The 3,692-nt window shown below is 65.2% G+C and carries 2 protein-coding genes, 1 tRNA gene and 2 pseudogenes; 3 read left to right on the forward strand and 2 right to left on the reverse strand.

The window, feature by feature from the left end:
- Together B3446_RS11065 and B3446_RS11070 are read right to left on the reverse strand one after the other, a co-directional pair.
- A pseudogene (locus B3446_RS11065) lies at positions 1 to 417 on the reverse strand (D-alanyl-D-alanine carboxypeptidase); the annotation flags it as partial.
- 310 nt (positions 418 to 727) lie between these two features.
- Positions 728 to 802 (reverse strand) — tRNA-Arg (locus tag B3446_RS11070).
- Between the two features lie 350 nt (positions 803 to 1,152).
- On the opposite strand from B3446_RS11070, the gene B3446_RS11075 reads away from it, so the two are divergent.
- The 3 genes and pseudogenes from B3446_RS11075 to B3446_RS11085 form a co-directional block, all read left to right on the forward strand.
- Positions 1,153 to 2,358 (forward strand): MFS transporter, encoded by a 1,206-nt coding sequence (locus tag B3446_RS11075; RefSeq protein WP_291380924.1) that lies wholly within the window; start codon positions 1,153 to 1,155, stop codon positions 2,356 to 2,358.
- Positions 2,359 to 2,381: 23 nt separating this feature from the next.
- Positions 2,382 to 2,540 carry a hypothetical protein gene (locus tag B3446_RS11080; protein WP_291380926.1) on the forward strand — a complete coding sequence of 53 codons (159 nt, stop codon included), beginning with the start codon at positions 2,382 to 2,384 and terminating at the stop codon, positions 2,538 to 2,540.
- Between the two features lie 124 nt (positions 2,541 to 2,664).
- Positions 2,665 to 3,692: pseudogene (locus B3446_RS11085) on the forward strand (hypothetical protein); the annotation flags it as partial.

A 3,692-nucleotide genomic window follows, 5' to 3' on the forward strand; every position in this document is an offset into this window, starting at 1 on the left:
GGGCGGCGACATCGCGGCGCTGGCAGCGCCGGCTGCGGCAACGCGCCGGCCGCGAGCGGCCTTGTCCGCCTTGCCACCCTTGCCGCTCTTACCCGACGCGCCCGCCTTCTTGGACGGCGTGCCTTTCGCGGCAACCTGCTTGCCGCTCTTGGGCGGGGCCTTCTTAGCCGAAGAGGATTTGGGAGGCGCCTTCTTGGCGGACGGCGCTGCCTGCTTGGCAGCGGCGCTCTTGCCCGAGCCCGCCTTGGGCGCGGGGGCTTTCTTCGCTTGTTGCGCCTTGCAGGCCGCCGATTTGGCGTTTGTCTTGCAAGGATCGGAATTTTTGGCTGCTTGTGCCGCAGGGGGCAGGAGCGCGCACACCGCCAGCGCGGCAGGCGCTAGGGCTTTCGCAATTGCACGTTTCCAGGAAAAGGCCATGGTTGAGCAGGCTTGTCGGTCTGTGAACAAATATTTCTTAAGCCGGCGTTTCGTCGGATCAGGAAAAGTCCAGATGAATTATGGGCTTACGCGTCGAATTTAAACAGCAATTTCAAGTGCCACGCAAGGCGATTTGCGACGTTTACCGAAAAAAATATCAGTGACATATTGACGCAGCAGCAATTGGTCACATGTCAGAAGTCGCAAAGCTAACCGCGCAGCGCGCAAGAGCGTAGCCCGGATTAACCCTCATCTGGCTGAATGGGTGGACTTTTTTGAGGAGGAACGGCGCGCAAGGCCGAGGCTTGAGTGGCCTCGCCGGGTGGAATCGAACCACCAATTGACCCTTAGGAGGGGCCGGTTATATCCATTTAACTACGGCGAGCGGGGCGGGGTGCGCGAGACGCTTGCGCCACTGAGGGCGGCAAACGGGCGCCAGCATGGGCGCGCTTTTGCACTAAGGCCTTGAAATTGCTGCGGAACTTGCGAGCCGAAGTTTAGCACTGCGGACGCGGGCCTCGAAGCAGGACGCAAGTCTATCAGCAGGCGGGGCAACGCCCAAATCATTGGGCTTGGGATGGCGTCTCGCAAACGCCTCGTCCGCGAAGCTTGTCGTGCCAACGCGGGTATTCACGGACCCGCCTGCCGACTTGTATATGATGTTTGAGTCCCGCCGCCGCGCGGGGCCGCCCCGAGGAGGGGGCGCAAACCCAAAAACAACCAGACACGGGTTTCATGTCTAGCCAAACCGATACGATTTCCGCACGCACCATTGCCTTGGGCACCCTGGTCGTGCTGCTTGCCATGGGGGTGCGCGCCACCTTCGGCCTTTTCATGCAGCCGATGGGGCTGACGCACGGCTGGAGCCGCGAAGTGTTCTCCATGGCATTCGCCCTGCAGAACCTGGTGTGGGGCGTGGCCTGTATCTTCATGGGCATGCTGGCCGACCGCTACGGTTCCGGCCGCACGATTGCCCTGGGCGCGCTGCTGTACATGCTTGGCCTCATCGGCACGCGCTTTGCCACCGACGAGGCCACGCTGTATCTGACGGCCGGCGTGCTGGTCGGGCTGGGCCAGGCGGGCACGACCTTCCCCGTCATCCTGCCCGTTGTCGCGCGCTCCGTGCCGCCCGCCTATCGCAGCACGGCGATGGGCATTGCCAGCGCGGGCGGCTCGCTGGGGCAGTTTGCCGTGGTGCCTACCGGGCAACTGCTCATCAGCGGTCTGGACTGGACGGGCGCGCTGTGGGTGCTGTCGCTCTTCGTGGCTTGCGCCGCCCCGCTCGCGTATTTCCTGCGCGGCCGGCCGCAAGCGCACACGGGGCCCCAGCAGTCGCTGGCCACCGCCGTCAAGCAGGCCGTGCGGCATCCGTCGTTCCACTTCCTGTTCTGGAGCTACTTCGTCTGCGGCTTCCACACCGCGTTCATCACCTTGCATTTGCCTGCGTATGTGACCGACGGCGGGCTGACGGCCGGGCAGGGCGCCACCGCAATCGCGCTCATCGGCCTCTTCAACGTTCTGGGGTCGTTCTACGCCGGCAAACTTGGCGGCAAGTACAGCAAGAAGCGCCTGCTGGCGGTGGTGTACTTCATGCGGGCGTTCGGCATCCTGTTGCTGCTCTCGGTGCCATTGACGCCATGGGTGTTGTACGTATTTGCCGCATGGATGGGCTTGTTCTGGCTGGGCACCGTGCCGTTGACACAGGGACTCATTGGACAGATCTATGGACTGCGCTATGCGGCCACGCTCTCGGGCATCGTGTTCCTCGGCCACCAGTTGGGCAGCTTCATCGGCGTGTGGCTGGGCGGCTACGCCTACGCCAAGACCGGCAGCTATGACCTGGTCTGGTGGCTGGGCGTTGCACTGGCGGTCATCGCCGCGCTGCTTTGCCTGCCCGTGCGCGAACAGCCGGTGACGCCGGCGCAGCCCGCAACGGCCTGATCACGACCTACCGGAACCGCGCCATGAACGCCAGCCCGCACCCCGAAGCCCCGCGCCGCAAAGGCTGGCGCGCCGTGGGCGTGCTGGCGCTGGTTGCCGTGTTGGGGCTTGCATTCTGGGGGTACACCACGCCAGAGATGCAGATTCACTGGGAAAACCTGGCCGCACTCTGCGGGTTTTGACAGGGCTCGGCTTACCGCAACCGGCGCATTTTGCCGGCCGGCTCGCGGTATCCTACGGCGGAGATTTTTCTCCGCCTTTTTCATCTCTTTTTCTTCGCGTGGCGCCTGCCGCGCGCGCCCTTGGATGACCATGCAGGACGCAGCGCCCACCTACTCCGATCTCTCGTTGCCAGACATCGCAGGTTTGCCTGCGGCGGATACGCTTGTGCTGACGGTGAACAATCGCCTGTCGCGCCGCCTCACGCTCGAGCTCGCCGGATTGCTGCGCCAGGAACGTCAGGTCAGCGAATTGCCTCGCATCCTGCCGCTGTCCGCCTGGCTTGCGGAATCCGCCAATGAACTCGCGTTCGAATCCGACGAAGACGTGCCCGCCTATCGGCTCGACAGTTTCGCCACGCAGCTCGTCTGGACCGAAGCCATCCGCATCGAAGAAGCCGAACGTGTCCTGCTGGACGCCAGCCAAGCTGCGAAGTTGTCGATGGATGCCGACCTGCTCATGGACGAATGGGCGCTGCACGTGCCGTCCGGCGCGGATACCGACGAATACCGCGGCTTTGCGCGATGGCGCGAGCGCTATCGCCAGACGCTCGCCGGCATCGACGCCGAAGACGCGAACCAGGGTTATGCGCGCGTGCTGCGCGCGCTTGAAGCCGGCCGCCTCGCCACGCCGCGGCAACTGGTGCTTGCCGGGTTCACGGACATTTCCCCTCGCTTTCAGCGCCTGCTGCTTGCATTCGAGGCGCAGGGCACCGACGTGGCGCAATGGCGCGACACGCAACGCGTGCAAGCGTTGGCGCATCGCTTCGAGGCCGCGGATCAGGGCGCCGAATGGCGCGCCGCAGCGGCCTGGGCCGCCAGCCAACTGAAGGCCAATCCCGCCGGACGCTATGCCATCGTCTCGCCCCAACTCGAAGCTGAATCCCCCTTTGCACGCCGCGTGCTCAGCCAGGCGCTGGCCGGGCGAGACGGCGCGCCGGCGTTTGCGTTCAACGTTGCCGTGGGCCGTCCGCTCGACGAATGGCCCATGGCGCGCGCGGCACTGGCGTGGCTGCGGGCGTTGGCCGAATGCGCGCCCGGCAAGGGGTGTGGCGTCGACGTGCTGGGCGCCGCGCTGCTTGCGGGGCATTGCGCGGGCGACGTGCGCGACCGCGC

The sequence above is a fragment of the Achromobacter sp. UBA5777 genome, from assembly GCF_002418565.1.
Classification (GTDB): domain Bacteria; phylum Pseudomonadota; class Gammaproteobacteria; order Burkholderiales; family Burkholderiaceae_B; genus Achromobacter; species Achromobacter animicus.